The sequence below is a fragment of the Streptomyces sp. NBC_00386 genome (assembly GCF_036063235.1).
GTDB lineage: Bacteria > Actinomycetota > Actinomycetes > Streptomycetales > Streptomycetaceae > Streptomyces.
Genome location: NZ_CP107950.1, coordinates 9232811 through 9248858 on the forward strand (window position 1 = coordinate 9232811; position 16048 = coordinate 9248858).

Consider the following 16048-nt stretch of genomic DNA (forward strand, 5'->3'; position numbering starts at 1 on the left):
GTGCACGGGCAATCATGCGAAGGCGGCGACGCGGTGGGTCATATGATGCTGAACAAGTCCGATATAAGCAGACCCGTGAGCGCTGGGCCGGATGACTGGTTATTGCCCTTGTCCGTGCAGCCCGAACGGCTGCGGCCGCCGCCGCTGGTGCATCGTGAACCCGTCGGTCATCCGTCCGCCTGGGAAGCGGTGTCGCCCACCCCGCTCTGCGGGATGGCGGAGACGCGGATCAGTGCCCGCGGGTGTTTGGCGGTCTGGACAACTCGCGAGGGTTCAGGACGACCGTAATGACCGTGCCCACTTTGTCCGAGTCACCGCCGGGCGATCCGAAGGAGAACGGGTCATGACCACATTCCCCACCGCACGAGCCGTCCGGACCACCCCGGAGGGTCTCCTGTGGGAACCCAGCGCACGCTGGGTGCGCGGACGACGCGGCGAGGTGACCGTCGTGGACAGCAGGCACCCCGTCCTCGTGTGGGAGCCGGGCGTACCGGTGCCGCTGTACGCCTTCCCGCGCGAGGAGGTCCGCGAGGACCTGCTCCGCCCCGCGAAGAACCCCGCGACGGGCACGCACACCGGATCGCGGATCTTCTACGACCTGGAGCTCGACGGCGAGCTCCAGGAGAACGCGGCCTGGACGTTCCCCGCCTCCGACCTGGCCGGACACATCGCCTTCGAGTGGTTCGGCCGCGTCGGCCGGGGCCTGGACCACTGGTACGAGGAGGAGGAAGAGATCTTCATCCACCCGCGCGACCCGCACAAACGGGTGGACGCCATCGCGAGCGGCCGTCATGTGCGGGTCGAGATCGACGGCACGCTCGTCGCCGACACCGTCCGCCCGGTCCTGCTCTTCGAGACGGGGCTGCCGACGCGGTTCTACATCCCGCGCGAGGACGTCCGTCTCGAACTCCTCGTCCCCACCGACCACCACACCGGCTGCCCCTACAAGGGCACGGCCGACTACTGGTCGTGGCGGGGCGGCGCCGCCGTCCCGGCGAACATCGTCTGGACCTACCCGGATCCGCTGCCGGCGGTGGGCGCGGTCAAAGACCTCCTGGCCTTCTACAACGAGGTGGTCGACATCACCGTGGACGGCGAAGGCCTGGAGCGCCCCGTCACCCCGTTCACCCGAGCGCTCGCGGAGCAGACACGGCCGTGACGGATCAGCCGTCCAGCCGCGGCTGCCCCGGCGGAAGCGGCGATCGGTCAACCTCGCAGATGTCCCCATACGGACCGTGCCGCGCGCTCCACGGCACGGCGGGCCTGCTCGGAGTGGTCGGTCGTCTCGAAACCGTGGCGGCCGAGAGGTACGTCGATCACCTCGACATCGGCGTCACACTCCTTGGCGGTGGCCAGGAACTCCTCGACCGTCGCCGCGATCTCGGCGCGTTCCAGTTCCACCCGGGTCAGTACGACCGGCAGCCGTTCCGCGCTTCGCAGGGCGGCCGCGGGCCGGAACCGGGAGTCGACGCGCCCCCAGTTCGGCATCGGTGCGAGGACCGGATAGGTCGCCGCCACACACCGCAGCCAGGGCGGGGGCGCCGCCAGCCAGTCCGCCGACAACAGCCCGCCGGCGGAGAAGAACCACAGCGCCACGCGGTCCGCGTCGACACGGGGATCGGCCCGCACGAGGTCGACCGCTTCGGCGATGTCCTCGGCGGCCCGTCCATAATCGGCCAGATCGTGCAGCCGATGGTCCAGCGTGACGCCGACCGCTCCCAGACCCGCCACGAGTCGGGCGTAGCCGACGAAGCCCGGCCAGTCCCGCGGAGTCGGCCGCACGTCGGGGTGCACCGGACCGCCATGGACGAACACGACCGCCGGCCATGGGCCTTCGGCTTCCGGGAGGCCGTCAGGAAGGTCCGCGGGGAGGGCGTCGGACAGGTCACCGGGGAAGTGGAGATCGACCCGTCCGATCCGCTCGCGGCGCCGCTCCGGTACGTCCAGCAGGAACGGGCGAAGGTGAGCCGGCTGTTCGCTCACCGCGGCCGTCACCCGGTGGCCTTCCCCCGCGGCGGCCCGGAGCAGCGTCCCGGCCACCTCGTCGGCTCGGGAGAGCATCGGCCAGTGCCCGGTGTCGAGTTCGAAGAACGTCACCCGGGGCTCGGTGAGAGCCCGGAGCCGGGGGTCCCCCAACGCCACCAAGCCCTCGACCATCGCGATGCTCGAACCGTTGCCGGTGCACAGCACGCCGGTCGACGGCAGAGCGGAGACCGCTCCCGTCAGACGGAGCGGCTGGGTGAGCGTGCCCACCGGCTGCGGTACGGCGTTCTCCGTCAACCGGGTCAGGGCGCTCGACGGGATCCCGGCGACGCTGCCCCAGCGCTGCCACGCCTCGAGCGGCGGTGGAGGGATCAGCCAGTCGTCCCCGTCCGCACCGGTCCGCTGCGACAGCCGCTCGCGCACAGCCTCGTCCGGCACCAAGGTCAGGGCCTGGTCGCCGTGTTGGGGCATGCCGGCGTCCAGGTGGACGATCCGGGCGATCCGCTCGGGACGCCGGTCGGCTGCGCCGAGGACCGGGTGGATGCCGTAGCAGTGACCGACCAGGACCACCTCCGGCGCGTCCAACTCGTCGATCAGCCGCAGCAGATCGCCGATATGCGTCTCAAGGTCCGTACCGGGGCCCGCCGCAGGACCGTCGGCGCCCATGCCGGTGAGCGTCACCGGACAGGCCCGCGCCCCCGACTCCCGTAGCCGAGCGGCCACTTCCTGCCAGATCCAGCCGCCGGTGTGGGCGCCCGCCACCAGGATGAAAGTCGTCATCGCCGTCTCCTCGTAATGGGGTCCGCGGGCCGGGCGTACCGGCGCTCCGCGCTCGCCGGTACGGTAGGAACTCCCCCTGAGGGAGGTTCAAGTCCGTGTCCCCCGACAGCATGTGGAGCATCGGAGAGCTCGCCGAGCGCGCTGGCGTCACCGTCAAGACCGTCCGCTTCTACTCGGACCGGGGCCTCCTGCCCGAAGGGGCCCGCAGCTCCGGCGGCCACCGCCGCTACGGCCCGGAGGCCCTCGACCGGCTGCACCTGATCCGTTCCCTGCGCACCCTCGACCTGCCGGTTCCCGAAGTGGAACGGATCCTCGACCGGGACGACACGCTGGAGGACGTCGTCGCGGGACAGCTGCGGCAGATCGGCTCGCGGCTGACCGCCCTGCGCTGGCAGGAGGCGGCGCTCCAACTGCTCCAGGACTGCGCCCCCGAGGAACGCGCCGCTCGCCTGCGGCTGATCGGCTCCGTGTCCGTCCCGCCCAGCACCGCGCCGCTGGCACGCTTCTGGCGGCGCTGGCTGCCTCCGCGGCTCCCGGCCCGGCTGGTCTCCGCGATCGTCGAACACTCCGTTCCACAGCTTCCCGAAGGCCCGACACCGGCCCAGGTGCTGGCCTTCACCCGGCTGCACGCCTTCGTCACCGCCCCTTGCCCCGGCACGGACAACGGGCAGCCCGCGGCACACCGGCCCGACGGCGGACGCCCGGCGGTGCTCTACGACGGTCTCGTCGAGGCGTACGCGCTGGCGTCGCCGCAGGTACGAGCGGAGCGGTCACCGCGAACGGGCGAGGCACTCGACTGCTTCGTCTCCGCCTACGCCCGCTCCCGTGACACGCGGGACACGCCCGGGTTCCGCCGCGGACTCAGCGGGATGCTGGCCGCGGACCCCCGTATCGACCACTACTGGAATCTCACCGCCGAGATCACCGCCTCACCCGAACCGACCCCCGGCGCCATCCACGACTGGCTCTGCGCCGCCTTGGACGACCAGATCGCCCACCAGGCCGGCTGATCAGGGTGGCTCCGCCCGGCGGCCGGAGAGGCTCCGGCGCCGCCCACGGCGCCATGAGGACCACGTCGCCGGGAAGGCCGCTCGGAACGCCCACCGTGTGTGTGCTCAGAACGCCCACCGTGTGTGGGTGTAGACCCCGTCGTCGCGACCGAACCCGTACGCGGTGGCCGGGGCCACCCCGTACACCACCGCGTCTCCCTTTCTGAACGCGTTCCCGATCCTGTGGAAGGTGCCCTGAGGGGAGGTGATGTGCGGCCCGTATTTCGTCTCGTACGCCGCGATCACCTCTTCCAGAACGACCGGATCGGCGACCGGTACCGCCTCGCCCTCGATCACGAGGTCGAGCCCTTCGGTGAGCGAGTTCCCGCCGGTGGTCAGCGCGCAGTGCCCGTTGTGGGCGAGGTTCTTCGCCTTCTGCTCCCCTGGGCCGGTGGAGAAGTACAACACCCCGTCGTGCCAGGCGGCGATCACGGGGGTGACGTGCAGCCGGCCGTCGGGCCGCACGGTCGACACCCAGAAGATCTCGGCGGCCTCCATCGTCCGCCGGGCCTCGGCCCACTCGGTGGCCGTGACGTCCGCGGCACCCGGGCGGGGACGGAGCGCGGAGCTGTAGCGGGCGTCGAGCTCGGTGGTGGGCTGCTTGGCGGGTTCCTGTGTCGGCATGGAGAACTCCCTTCCTCTTCCTGCCTCTTTCCTGATGACGACCGGTCGACCGGTGAGTATTCATCGCCGCGCCGCCATATCGTCTTAGTGACGATAATCGGTCCGTGGCTGGGGAGTGAGGGCCGGATCAGGTGGACACAATGGCGTTGAGTCCGTAGTCCAGCTCCGAGCCGTCGACCAGAACCGCCTCGACCGTGCGCGAACGAGGGTCGATGTCGGCCACGATTCCGTCGCCCGCGTAGCGCGGGTAGCCCGTCTCTCCTGTCTCGCCGGTCGCCTCGACGGCCGCCGATCGCACAGCGGATTCCTGGGCGGAGACGGCGTCCTTGTTCACGACGTGCTCGGGGACCAGCAGGACGGTGAAACGCTGGGGTTCGGTAGTCACGCTCCGGTATTTAAGTGCCTCGCCCGTCGCCCGTCGCGCAGGCGCACGGTAGTTCTTCGCACCTCGGCGGTCGGCCGAGCGGGCGACAGCGGTGGGATGCGCCGCGTGATGGGGGAAGACATCGATCATGCCGCCGTCCCGGCCGCCGCTCGGCCCCATGACGGCGTTCTGCCGGCGGACGGTCACTCGTCGCATCGGCGGCGCGGCTGTCGTCCGGCGCGGCCTCGCGCCTGAGCGGCGGCGATGGTTTCCGCGGACGGTACGGCGACGCGCCGACCGTCGAGAACAGATGGGCGAACCGTGAGGCACAGGACTACGCAGGTACGAACGCGCAGGACGTCACCGGCTCGGAGCCGTGCGGGATGGGCTCGGCGGCTGGCGGCCGTCACGGGAGTTCTCGTGCTGTGCGCACTGCCCACCGGACCGGCGGGCGCGGCGCAGGAGAACGGTCCCTCACCGGCGAGAGCGCCGCTGTTCGTGTCCGACTACGGCAACAACCGGGTGGTGAGGCTGTCGGCGATCGGCGACAGCCCGTCGACGGTCCCCCTCGACGGTGTCGTACGTCCGACCGGTCTGGCGTGGGACGCCGCCCGCGATCTCTATGTCGCCGACACGGGCAACAACAGGGTGGTGAAGGTGGTGGCGAAGGGCGGGGAGCAGTCCACCGTTCCCACCGTCGGCCTGTCGCGCCCGCTGGGCCTCGCCGTCGACGCCCACGGCACGCTCTACATCGCCGACAGCTTCAACGACCGTGTGGTGAAGGTTCCCGCCGACGGCAGCGGGCAGACCACCGTCCCCACCACGGGACTGCTCCACCCCTGGGGTCTGGCACTCGGCGCGGGCGGGGACCTGTACATCTCCGACTTCGCCAACGACCGGGTGGTGAAGATCGCCGCGGACGGCAGCGGCCAGACCACGGTCCCCGCGGTCGGCCTGTCCCAGCCGACCGGACTCGCCCTGAACGCCGCCGGTGACCTCTACATCTCGGACAGCGGCAACAACCGCGTCGTGAAGGTGTCCGCGGGCAGTGGTACGCAGAGCACGGTGCCCACGACCGGACTGAGCGATCCTCTGGGCCTCGCCCTGGACGGCCGCGGCGGCCTCTATGTGGCCGATGGTTTCAACAACCGGGTGGTACGGGTCGCAGAGAGCGGCGGTGGTCAGGTCACGCTTCCCGCCTCCGGCCTCAGCACGCCGACCGGCGTCGCGTTCCCGCCGGCCGACAAGCCGGTCGGGTGACACGGAGCACCACTGAGTATCGCGGAGCACCACTGACTACCACGGAGAGAAGCCGCTCATGATCCGTCCGTTACGGGGACCTCCACGGGCTTGAGCGGCGTGATGCCGGCACCGGGCCCGGACACGGATCCGCCCCGCAGTTCCGGGGTCCTCACGCCGACCCAGAGGACCGCGAACAGGCAGAGGAGACCGCCGCTGACCAGGGCGGTCGCCCCCGAGGTCCAGCCCGCGACGACGCCGCCGCGCAGGTTGCCGAGGTTCGGGCCGGCCTGGCCGACGATCTGCTCGGCCGCCGTCACCCGGCCCAGCAGGGCGTCCGGTGTGTGGGTCTGGACGATCGTGCTGCGCGAGATCACCGAGACGGCGTCACCGGCCCCGGCGAGGGCCAGGAGCACGAGCCCGGCCCACGGATCACGCACCAGGCCGAAGGCCGCGAGGGCCCCGCCCCACAGTCCCGCCCCGCAGAGCATCACCGGCCCGGGACGCCCCAGTCGCGTGATCGTCCCGGACAGCGCGGACGCGGAGATGCCGCCGACGGCGAGCACGGACAGGAACAGACCGAGCGTACGCGGGCTGCCACCGAATCGTTCGGCGTTGACCAGCGGGAACAGGCTCGTCGGCATCGAGAGCACGCAGGCGGCGAGGTCGGTGATCAGGGCGCCGCGGACCGCCCGGTGCCCGGCCAGGAAGCGGAGGCCGTCCAGCACCCCGTGCAGCCCGGCCCGGGACGGCTCACCGGCCGGCGGCAGAGCGGGCAGCCCGAACGCGCCGTAGAAGGCGAGCCCGAAGGACAGGGCGTCGACGAGGTAGCAGGGTCCGATGCCGGCCCAGCCGAGCAGGATGCCGCCGAGTGCCGGACCGGCGAGCATCATGGCCTGACCGGTGAACTGGTGGAGCGCCAGCCCGGCCGCCACCTGCTCCTTCGGCAGCAGCCTCGGCACGAACACGCCCGCCGCGGGACCGCCGATCGCCGCGAAGCAGGCCTGCGCGGCCACCAGGGCGAGCACACCCGCCACCGGAACATGCCCGGTGAAGCCCTGCACCGCGAGCAGCAGCGAGACGGCCGCCTGGCCGACGGTCGCGAACAGGTAGATCCGCCGACGGTCGCCACGGTCCGCCCAGGAACCGGCGAGCAGTCCGAACACCACCATCGGCAGTGCCTGTGCCAGCCCCACCGCGCCGGTCCAGACCGTGCTGTGCGTCATGTCCCAGACCTGGAACATGACGGTGACCATGGTCATGAAGCTGCCCAGCACGGACACGGTCCGGCCGATCAGCAGGCGCCTGAAGACCGGTGACGTACGCAGTGGCCGGACGTCGATCAGGGTGCGGGCCAGGCTCATGAGGGGCGGCGGGATGCGCGGGGGTCGTTCACGTCGCGCAGGGTAACCGGCGCCCTCCGGCCGGGGCGAATCGTTTTCGCCTAGACCGACGCTCCCCTCCGGCGTGCGCGCCGCGGCCCTGGAGCGCAAGAGGAGCGCCGGGGTGGCTGGTTCTACGGTGTCGGGAAAGACGAGGAGCTGCGGCGCGTCGGTCGCGCGTTCCTCGTACGGCTCGGCTGAATTCCGTAGCGGCCCGCCCCGTCGGACGGACCGACGTGCGTCAGTTCATCCGACGGCGGGCCTGCTTCACCTCGCGGTGGACGGCCCAGGCGTCGGCGACCGGACCCAGGTGACCAAGCTTGTCCGGGTTGAGCACCGAGCGGATGGCCTGGATCCGCCCGTCGAGCACATCGAGGGCCAGGGTGTGCAGGATCTTGCCGTCGGGAGTGCGGAAGACCGCGCCGGGCTGGCCGTTGACCTCGTGCGGCTCGAACGTCACGTCGATCCGGGCCAGCACGGGGAAGACGGAGGCCAGGAGCCGGGCCACGTTCTCCGCGCCGACGACGGCCCGGGCCAGATTCGGGGCGTTGCCTCCGCCGTCACCGACCATCTGTACGTCCGCCGCCAGCAGACTCCGCAGGGCGTCCACATCGCCGTCCCTCAAAGCGTCGAAGAAACGCTTCGCGAGTTCCTGCCGCTCCGTGTGGTCCGCCGCGAACCGTGGCCGGCCGGCCCTCATGTGCCGGCGTGCCCGCACCAGCAATTGCCGGCACGCCGCCTCCGAACGTCCCACCGCCGTGGCGATCTCGTCGAACCCGAAGGCGAACACCTCCCGCAGTACGAACACCGACCGCTCCAGCGGGCTGAGCCGTTCCAGCAACAGCAAGGCCGCCATCGAAACGGAGTCGGCCAGCTCCGCGGAGCGCTCCGGATCCTGGTACGGATCACTCAGCAGTGGCTCGGGCAGCCACGGACCCGCGTACTGCTCCCGCCGCACGCGCGCGGAGCGCAGCACGTCGATCGACACCCGCGTGACCGTGGCCGACAGAAAGGCCTTGGCCGAGGTGGGCAGGGTCGTGGAACGGTCGAAGCGGATCCAGGTCTCCTGCACCGCGTCCTCGGCCTCGCTCACGCTGCCCAGAATCCGGTAGGCGATCGAGAACAGCAGCGCTCGCAGCTCTTCGAACTCCTCGGCCTTGTTCACTCCGGTCTCCCTTTCCATCCATCCTGTCCCGTCCGGTCGCCGGTCTCGCTCAGTGGAACTGTCCAGGCTCGTAGTCGCCGGCCGGCCGGCGGGCGATGATGTTCAGCCGGTTCGCCGTGTTCATGAAGGAAATCAGCATCACCAGGGCCGTGAGCTGTTCCTCGTCGTAGTGCTTGACGGCGTGCGCCCATACCTCGTCGCTGACCCCCTGGGCCGCGTCCGCCACGCGGGTGCCTTCTTCCGCCAGTTCCAGCGCGGCCCGCTCGGCCTCGGTGAAGACCGTGGCCTCCCGCCAGGCCGCGACCAGGTTCAGTCGTACCGAGGTCTCGCCTGCGGCGGCGGCCTCCTTGGTGTGCATGTCGACGCAGACGGCGCATCCGTTGATCTGGCTCACCCGCAGTGACACCAGCTCCTGCGTCGTGGACGGCAAAGCCGAGTCCTTCAGCACTTTCCCGGCCGACATCAGGTACTTGAGAGCCTTGCCCGCGGTCGCGCTGGCGAAGTAGTTCAGTCGTGGGTCCATCGTGGGCCCCTTCCGTTCGTGAGTGGTCACACCCCCGAGACGAGACAGCCCGCCTTCTTGTGACACGAGCGCATGCGACCCACGTCACGCCACCGCCGACGCCCACCGGCGCACCGATCCCGAGCCCGATCCGCCGCACCGAGCCGCGCCGTCGCACTGAGCATGAACCGCCGCGGGGGACGGCCGGCAGCTGTTTTCGGCCACTGGATAAGATCCGCGAGCAAAGTGGCCCGTCCGGGCTGCCGAGTTCTGTGGGGGTCCTTGCCGCCGCCCACGCCCACTACATGAAGACCTACGCCGGAATGGGGGCGCCGACGGGAGCCCTGCCTCCGGTGGGCGAGGTGTACGGCGGATTCCGACGGCTGCTCGCAGCCCGGCCCGGTGACCGGCTCGCCGTTCTCGCCGGCGGGACGCGTCCACCGAGGCCGCACCGCTATGACTCGCACCCCCCGGATTCCGAACGGGTCGCCCGGATCGAGAAGTTGACCGCCGACGGCCGAGCCGACGGCGGGGACGGCCCGGCCGCGCTCACGCTGTTGCGCGACGTGGACGGAGTGTTCGCGGCGCTGGAGAGACGCCTGCTGCCGGGCGGGGCAGCACAGTTGCCCCGTATGAGCTGGGACGATCTCGTCTTGGCGCGCGCTGTCGCCGACGCCGAGGACTGGTCGCGGCCGCTGCGGGTCGCCGTGGCCAGGGCGCTGCGTGCCTCGGCCCCGACGGCGGACGCGGCGGCACCCGTCCGCCAGGGCGGTCCGGCCGGTCAGCCTGAGGAAACCGCTCTGCCCGGCCTCGACGAGGTGCTGGAAGCGTTCGACCGCGGACTCCTGTGGATGGAGGTCGCCGATCGCATGCCCAAGCCGCCCCAGGCGGCCCGGCTGACCGGGCCGTCGGCCCGGAACTTCATCCGGCCGAGGATCTTCGACGGGCTCGCCGGCATGGTCCATCTGCATCTCGTCCGGAACGGACACGCGGTTCCCGACACCGGCTGGTCGGGACAGCCCGGACTCGCCCTGCCGGAGCACTGGGAGAAGGGCCTGGACGACGCCCTCGACGCGGCCGTGGCCGACACACCTGACACCGCACGGCTGCGCTCCCTGCTTGTCGGCAGCGAGGCCGTCTCCGCGTGACAGCCGCCCAGGACGCATGGCCGGACGGATCCACGGCTCGGGAACGAGGCCGCTCCTGCCGTACCGGCCGCTCCTGCCGTACCGGCCGCTCCTGCCGTACCGGCCGCTCCTGCTGTACGGGTCGCACCTGCTGTACGGGTCGCACCTGCCGTTCGGGCTGCTCCTAGCCGTAACGAGGGATTCGCGGAGGCCCGGGTGGTTCGCCCCGCCGTCGAGTCCTCATGGCCCTCGGCGGCCGGCGCGGCTGGTTAGCCTGCCTGGATGTCATACCTGTCGCTCACACCGCTCCGCTTCTCCCCGGAGGAGATCGCCGAGGTGGTCGGCCTCTACGCGAGCAATCCGGAGTACTGCCGTGCCGCCGGTGAGTACGACCCCGAGCGCATTCCGGCCGACAGGGTCGAGGCGGATCTGCGGGAAGAGGCGGGTACCGAAGGCTGCGAGGTCCTGCTCGCCCGTGGCGAGGGGCACCGGATCGTCGGTCTGCTGTGTCTGCTCGACCGTCATCCCACCGACGGACACCCGTGGATCGGACTGCTGTTGGTGCACGGGGGCCTTCACCGGCAACGGATCGGAAGGCGCCTGGCCGGCCTGGTGGAAGAACGTTATCGGCGCGATGGCAGGGCCGGCATCAGGCTGGCGGTCCTGGAGAACAACCCCGCGTCTCTGGCCTTCTGGAGTTCTCTGGGATGGCAGGAGATCGACCGGCGCACCGACCGCCAGTACGGCCGTCCGTGCATCGTCATGCACAAGCAACTGACCTGATGCCCGCCGGAGTCGGGTTGCTTCGAGCCGCCGTCCGGCCGCCGAGCCGACGGTGTTCTCTCCGGGCCGGGCCTTTGCGTCCCCGATCGGTGGATTACTACCTGGATCCCCGGAGCGCGAACGACGCCCGCTGCCGCCACCGCGATCCGTCGTGGGCCATGAGATCCACCGACCCTACGCGGGAGACGACGGGGAGCCGGCCTCGAAGGTCGGCCTCGGCCTCGTCCAGGACGGTGTCGTCCTGCCCCTGGGCGATGGTCAGATGCGGCACGATCTCGGCGAACTCCCCGCCGAAAGGCGGGGTTTCGGGCCACCTGTCCACGATGGCCTCGGTGAGCGCGCGAAACGAGGTGGCCGGTTCCGGGGCGAGATACAGGATCCCGGGAAACCGCCCGAACCGCTCGAACCGGGCCTCGAAGGGCTCGTGACGCCCGATGACGGCGTCGATGGCGGCCAATGTGCCGCTGTCGATACGACTCTCGGGGAGAAAGGGGAAGAGCACGGTGACATGGGTCGGCATACCCGAACGGACGGCCGGGTCCAGCCGGTCCCGCCACCCTCGAACAGCGGGTTCCGCCTCGGGAATCCTCACCACCAGTCCCGACCGCGCTACTTGAGGTGTGCCGGAGTCGTCGCCTGTCATCGCCCCGGTCTATCGGCCGACGAGGAGATCCGCGACCGATTTTCGAGGGTGATGCGCGGCGCCGCCCTCACCTCCCGCCGCCCTCACCCTGCTCGTGGACTCGTGACTCGTGGACTTGTGGCGTGGGGGAGCGGGTGCCCGCCGCCTGCTCACGGCCGTAGGCCCACCTGCTCACGGCCGCAGGCCCGCCTGCCTGAGTGTCAGGCCCGACAGGTCGGCGATGACCTGCTGGTCTCCGCGTCGCCAGGCGTCGGCGAGGCCGCCCGGCGGGCTGGGGATCGCCGTGAGGTCGCGCTGCGGTCCGGTCAGGGCGCGCAGCGCGAGCAGGTCGGCGCCTCCGGGAGCGTCCAGGAGACGGCGGGTGGTGGCGCTGCGCCGGATCCAGCGCAGGCGCGGCGGAAGCCACAGCACCAGGACGAAGGCCACCGAGAGGACGATCAGAGCGATCGCGGCCAGCAGGGCCACGCGGCCCACCAGGTCCTCCAGCGACTGCCCGGCGTCGGAGAGACCGGTGGCGGCGTCGGCGGCCGACCTGAGCGGCTTCTTCAGTGAGCTCCCGACGAGCGGCACCTTCGACGCCGCGTCGCCGGCGTCGTCGAGACCGCCCGCGAGGCTGTCGCCCGCGCTCTGGGCCTTTCGCCCCGGCTCGGCCAGCAGCATGATCGCGTGGTGCACCACCAGGGCGAACTTCACCGCGGCCGCGATCAGTGTCACGGCGATCAGGTCGGCGACCACCTGCCGGCTCCGGCGTGCTGGGGTCTGGGCGTAAAGGCGCATGGGCGTGCTCCTGTTCCGGCGATGCCGTAGACCGGACCGGTCGAGTCTCACGAGGCGCTGCGGGGCGTACCGTCGAGGATCGGCCGGTCGTGTGCGTACGAGGGAGTGGAGGTGGGTTGCGAGGAACGGGTTTCCACGGCCGGTGAGTTGAATCCGAGAGGGACGAGCGGTGGCGCTGTGACGGAGGTCGACGGGGGTCGGAGGGGCGGGCCCGAACGGTTTCCCGGGCAATGGTGACATTCCGTCAGGGCGACTTCCCGTCTTTCGCGAAGTCGTGCTCGGTGTGGTGCGTGAGGAGGGCGAGGCCTTCCCTGCAGTGATGGCGGACCGTCAGGTCATGGAGCGGTGCTCCGGTCAGCCGCGTCCCGCTCGGGCCAGGGCCTGTCCGGCCTCGGAGGCCAGGGCGGCGACAAGCTCGGCCGCGGGTGGCAGGTCGGTCACGAGGTCGATGCCCTCGCCCGCCCAGACCGGCTGTGCGGGCACATTCCCGCTCGCCACATCGGCCTGATAGGCAAGGCGTGCCGCCGCGGGGTCCGCCGCGAGTTCTGTCTCCCGGCCCCGCCACCGGTCGAGGTACGGGTGACCCAGGGTGCGGGCCGTGTACTTCGACGGCCATCGGGAACTCCGCGCGATGTCGAGGATGCGGTTTCGCTCCGTGTCCTGTCCGCGTCCCTCCACGAGCGCCTTGGCCGTCGCGGGATCGATGAGGGACTCGGCCGTGGCCTGGAAGCGGGTGCCGATGACCGCCCCGGCGGCGCCCAGGGCCAGGACGGCCGCGAGACCCCGGCCGTCCGCGATCCCGCCGGCCGCCAGCACCGGCACACCCTCGGCCATGTCCACGACGACGGGTACGAAGGGGAGCGTCGACCGCCCGTGCCGACCGCCGTGCCCGCCGCTCTCGGTGCCCTGCGCCACGATGACGTCGGCCCCGAGTTCCACGGCCTGTCCGGCCTCGTCGAGATCGGTGACCTGGATGATCACGGCCGCGCCGGCCTCACGGACCCGTTCGGTGTACGGGCTCGGATCGCCGAAGGAGAACATCACGGCCGCCGGGCCGTACTCCAGCGTCTGCTCGATCACGGCTGCGCCGGCCGCCCAGGTCTGGAACCCCACTCCCCACGGCTTCCCGGCCCCCGCCACGATCGGCAGCTCACGGGCCAGCCAGTCCGGATCTCCCCCGCCCGCGCCGAGCAGGCCGAGTCCGCCCCCGCGCGAGACGGCCGCCGCCAGCTCGCCGCCGGCCGATCCGCCCATGGGAGCCAGGGCGATGGGGTGCTCGACACCGAACAACGTCGTGAACGCGGTCGATAAGGGCATGACGGCAATCATCGCCCGTTCGCCGGATCATGCCTACAGCGTGGGCGAATCTGTGACCCCGGACCGACATCGATGTGGCTCCGGACATCGATGTGACCGAGCCACTGAGAAGAATGGGGCCGGTGAGCCGTCCGGAGCGCTCACACCGCGGCGAGCAAGCCGTCGAGCGGAGCGGGTACGTGGTCGGGGGAGAGGGCCTCGACGAGGACACGGCCGTAGTGGATCTTGCGGCCCTTCTTCGTCCCGAGGAAGCGCCTCAACTGCCGCTGGGAGGAACGGCCGTGCTGTGCCGGCTGACGAACGAAGGTCCTCAGGGCGCGCAGATCACCCTCCGCCCGGACGAGCTCCTCCACCCGGGACACGCCCAGCGCGCGGATGAGCTCGTCCTCCAGATCCGCCGCGCAGACGAAGAACTCCTGTGGCCGCGCCGTGTTCCCTTCCGGACCGTCCTGTTCCAAGGCGCGGGCGTAGTAGCCCCGTTCCGCCTCGTCGCACAGTCCCGTGAGACGCAGGCCCAGGCCCGAGGGTCCGAGGAGGCGGGCGAAGCGCCCCACGCTCATGGCACCGTTCATCGCCAGGACACAGACCCCTTCGGCCTCCAGGTCCCGGTCGCGGCTCGCGGCGAGCGCGTCGACCGCCGCGAGATCGCTCGGTCCTTCGAGCAGAACGACCGTCCTCACGGCCAGCCGCGCGGCCAGCTCGCGCGTGAGGTCACCGGGGCCACCGGCCGCCCAGGCGGTGACTGACTCCCGGAACGCCCCCATGTCGGTCATGGGCCGAGTCTGAGCCCTCCCGTCCGGCACGGCAACGAGATTCCGCTGCCGCGCCCATCGGCGGGGCGGATGTGCCGGAGGCGGACCGACCCCTGCGCGGGCTCCGGCCACCCTCCCGGAGCGAGATCGTTTATCGTCGCCGACACCGGCCCGGGCGCGGAGTCACGAACAGAAGTCCTGTCCACGTAAGCCGATGCGAGCGTGAGTATGCTCGCGGAGTTGTCCGTCATGAAGCGGCGGAGTGGTGGCGGGTGTGGGGGTTCATTCAATGATGACGTCGCAGCCCGGGGCTGCCGGCGTGGCTTCGCCCGAGCTGGACCGCGCCGCGGCCTGGGGGACGGAAGAGCCGTCGGTGCTGCTCGTCGAGGACGACCCGGGCGACGCGCTGCTCGTGGAGGAGATGGTCGCCGACAGCGCACTCGGTATGCGTCTGCGCTGGGTGCGTTCGATGGCCGAGGCCTGTGACGTGCTCGCGTCCGAGGTCCCCGACTGTGTGCTGCTCGACCTGCACCTCCCGGACGCGCAGGGCCTGGAAGCGGTGTCGAGGGTGCGCGAGCGTGCCGAACACGTCGCCGTCGTGGTCCTGACCGGACTCGCCGAGGAGGGAACCGGTCTGGCGGCCGTGGCCGCCGGCGCACAGGACTACCTGGTCAAGGGCCGGGTCGAACCGGAGCTGTTCGGACGCGCGGTCCGCTACGCGATCCAGCGCAAACAGGCCGAGCGTGACGCCGTGGCGTTGCAGGCCGGCCAGATGCAGGCCCAGGAGAACGCCCGCCTGGAACGGGGGCTGCTACCGCGCCCCCTGCTGCGCGGCGACGGTGTGGAGGTCGTGACCCGATACCGGCCCGGCCGCGCGCACGCGCTGCTGGGCGGGGACTTCTACGACATCGTGCAGAGCGCCGACGGCACCGTGCACGCCCTGATCGGTGACGTCTCCGGACACGGTCCGGACGAGGCCGCCCTCGGGGTAGCGCTGCGCATAGCCTGGCGCACCCTCGTGCTCAGCGGCGTCACCGGTGCCGACCAGGTGGGCCGGCTCGAGGAGATCCTCATGGCCGAGCGGGCCAGGAACGGGGTCTTCGCCACCCTGGTCGTCCTCAGCGTCGGCCCCGGCCGGCGACGCGTCCGGATGGTGCGGGCGGGCCATCACGGCGTGCTGCTGTGCGGGACCGGCGGCGTCGAGTGGGTGGAGGTCCCGGGCGGCCCGGCGCTCGGCATCATTCCGGGCGGAGCACGCTGGCCCGTCGAGGAACTGGAGCTCCCCGAGGGCGCGGCGATGGTGCTGTTCACCGACGGCCTCTTCGAGGGACGTGTCGGCCGCGGCACGGAGCGGCTGGGCGAGGAGGGACTGCTGGCGATGGCCCGTGAACTGGACGGTCTGCCCCCGGCCGCGTTCGTCGACGGACTCATCGACCGGGCCGAGGCACTGGCCGAGACACAGGGCGGCCTGGCCGACGACGTCGCCGTGCTCTATCTGCGCTGGGGCTGACGGGTGTGAAGAACGTACGGGAGAACAGTGACTTCGAGGACGGGACACGGA

At 71.3% G+C, this 16048-nt stretch carries 16 protein-coding genes; 6 read left to right on the forward strand and 10 right to left on the reverse strand.

Annotated elements, in window-relative coordinates; genetic code table 11:
* Positions 1-343: 343 nt before the first annotated feature.
* Complete coding sequence (locus tag OG780_RS40430; RefSeq protein WP_328456804.1) at positions 344-1159, forward strand: DUF427 domain-containing protein; 816 nt, start codon at positions 344-346, stop codon at positions 1157-1159.
* 47 nt (positions 1160-1206) lie between these two features.
* On the opposite strand, the gene OG780_RS40435 is transcribed toward OG780_RS40430, so the two are convergent.
* Positions 1207-2763 (reverse strand): alpha/beta fold hydrolase, encoded by a 1557-nt coding sequence (locus tag OG780_RS40435; RefSeq protein WP_328456806.1) that lies wholly within the window; start codon positions 2761-2763, stop codon positions 1207-1209.
* A 95-nt stretch (positions 2764-2858) separates the two neighbouring features.
* Here OG780_RS40435 and OG780_RS40440 point away from each other — a divergent pair, with 95 nt between their 5' ends.
* Positions 2859-3773: a helix-turn-helix domain-containing protein gene (locus OG780_RS40440; RefSeq protein ID WP_443062270.1), complete on the forward strand. Its 915-nt coding sequence runs from the start codon at positions 2859-2861 to the stop codon at positions 3771-3773.
* 105 nt (positions 3774-3878) lie between these two features.
* Here the strand turns inward: OG780_RS40440 and OG780_RS40445 are convergent, their stop codons facing one another.
* Both OG780_RS40445 and OG780_RS40450 read right to left on the reverse strand, forming a co-directional pair.
* Positions 3879-4436, reverse strand: a complete 558-nt coding sequence (locus OG780_RS40445) for a pyridoxamine 5'-phosphate oxidase family protein (protein WP_328456808.1) — start codon at positions 4434-4436, stop codon at positions 3879-3881.
* 127 nt (positions 4437-4563) lie between these two features.
* Positions 4564-4821, reverse strand: coding sequence for a hypothetical protein (locus OG780_RS40450; RefSeq protein WP_328456810.1), 258 nt, complete (start codon positions 4819-4821; stop codon positions 4564-4566).
* A gap of 399 nt (positions 4822-5220) precedes the next feature.
* On the opposite strand from OG780_RS40450, the gene OG780_RS40455 reads away from it, so the two are divergent.
* Positions 5221-6060 carry a virginiamycin B lyase family protein gene (locus OG780_RS40455; protein WP_328456812.1) on the forward strand — a complete coding sequence of 280 codons (840 nt, stop codon included), beginning with the start codon at positions 5221-5223 and terminating at the stop codon, positions 6058-6060.
* 56 nt (positions 6061-6116) lie between these two features.
* On the opposite strand, the gene OG780_RS40460 is transcribed toward OG780_RS40455, so the two are convergent.
* The 3 genes from OG780_RS40460 to OG780_RS40470 form a co-directional block, all read right to left on the reverse strand.
* The gene (locus OG780_RS40460; protein ID WP_328456814.1) at positions 6117-7403 is read right to left on the reverse strand and encodes an MFS transporter; all 1287 of its coding nucleotides are present in this window, start codon (positions 7401-7403) and stop codon (positions 6117-6119) included.
* Between the two features lie 259 nt (positions 7404-7662).
* On the reverse strand, positions 7663-8586 hold the full coding sequence (locus tag OG780_RS40465) for an RNA polymerase sigma-70 factor (RefSeq protein ID WP_328456816.1): 924 nt from the start codon (positions 8584-8586) through the stop codon (positions 7663-7665).
* Positions 8587-8635: 49 nt separating this feature from the next.
* Entirely contained in the window at positions 8636-9109 is a 474-nt protein-coding gene (locus tag OG780_RS40470; RefSeq protein ID WP_328456818.1) for a carboxymuconolactone decarboxylase family protein, read from the reverse strand.
* 284 nt (positions 9110-9393) lie between these two features.
* Between OG780_RS40470 and OG780_RS40475 the strand changes: the two genes are divergently transcribed.
* Positions 9394-10236 carry a hypothetical protein gene (locus OG780_RS40475; protein ID WP_328456820.1) on the forward strand — a complete coding sequence of 281 codons (843 nt, stop codon included), beginning with the start codon at positions 9394-9396 and terminating at the stop codon, positions 10234-10236.
* Between the two features lie 261 nt (positions 10237-10497).
* Entirely contained in the window at positions 10498-10998 is a 501-nt protein-coding gene (locus OG780_RS40480) for a GNAT family N-acetyltransferase (RefSeq protein ID WP_328456822.1), read from the forward strand.
* Positions 10999-11095: 97 nt separating this feature from the next.
* Here OG780_RS40480 and OG780_RS40485 read toward each other — a convergent pair whose 3' ends face one another.
* From OG780_RS40485 to OG780_RS40500, 4 genes are all read right to left on the reverse strand, one after another.
* Positions 11096-11641, reverse strand: a complete 546-nt coding sequence (locus OG780_RS40485) for a 2'-5' RNA ligase family protein (RefSeq protein WP_328456824.1) — start codon at positions 11639-11641, stop codon at positions 11096-11098.
* A gap of 171 nt (positions 11642-11812) precedes the next feature.
* Positions 11813-12418 carry a hypothetical protein gene (locus OG780_RS40490; RefSeq protein ID WP_328456826.1) on the reverse strand — a complete coding sequence of 202 codons (606 nt, stop codon included), beginning with the start codon at positions 12416-12418 and terminating at the stop codon, positions 11813-11815.
* 354 nt (positions 12419-12772) lie between these two features.
* Entirely contained in the window at positions 12773-13735 is a 963-nt protein-coding gene (locus OG780_RS40495) for an NAD(P)H-dependent flavin oxidoreductase (RefSeq protein WP_328456828.1), read from the reverse strand.
* 140 nt (positions 13736-13875) lie between these two features.
* On the reverse strand, positions 13876-14508 hold the full coding sequence (locus tag OG780_RS40500) for a TOPRIM nucleotidyl transferase/hydrolase domain-containing protein (RefSeq protein ID WP_328456830.1): 633 nt from the start codon (positions 14506-14508) through the stop codon (positions 13876-13878).
* A 271-nt stretch (positions 14509-14779) separates the two neighbouring features.
* Here OG780_RS40500 and OG780_RS40505 point away from each other — a divergent pair, with 271 nt between their 5' ends.
* On the forward strand, positions 14780-15997 hold the full coding sequence (locus OG780_RS40505; RefSeq protein ID WP_443062271.1) for a PP2C family protein-serine/threonine phosphatase: 1218 nt from the start codon (positions 14780-14782) through the stop codon (positions 15995-15997).
* Positions 15998-16048 lie beyond the last annotated feature (51 nt).